The following is a 229-nucleotide window of genomic DNA, read 5'->3' as shown; positions in this document are numbered from 1 at the left end:
CAATTGCGACTGACAGACCATCAAAATGCGGTTTCCTCCATGTCGAATACCCCTGCCTCCTCCCGGCTCGGTTGCCACCCAATGGCCGCTCGAATGACGCGTCTCCTGATGCGTCGTCCTGGCGACAGCCTGCGCAATGCCGATCCTGCCATCTAGCATTTCAACCACTACTTCAATGCCGAGAAAGCCCTCAGTCACTTCCAGGCCCTGGTCGAGATAGTGGAGGAGA

Annotated in this window: 1 protein-coding gene; it reads right to left on the bottom strand. The window is 57.2% G+C overall.

Annotated elements, in window-relative coordinates; genetic code table 11:
- Nucleotides 1-229 (bottom strand): hypothetical protein (locus R2R70_RS23745; protein ID WP_410979454.1); only part of this gene is annotated, 229 nt, incomplete at both ends.

Source organism: Cobetia sp. SIMBA_158, from assembly GCF_046566945.1.
Lineage (GTDB): Bacteria > Pseudomonadota > Gammaproteobacteria > Pseudomonadales > Halomonadaceae > Cobetia > Cobetia amphilecti.
Note: the sequence above shows the minus strand (reverse complement) of the source record. Positions and strands in the feature narration are given on the sequence as shown.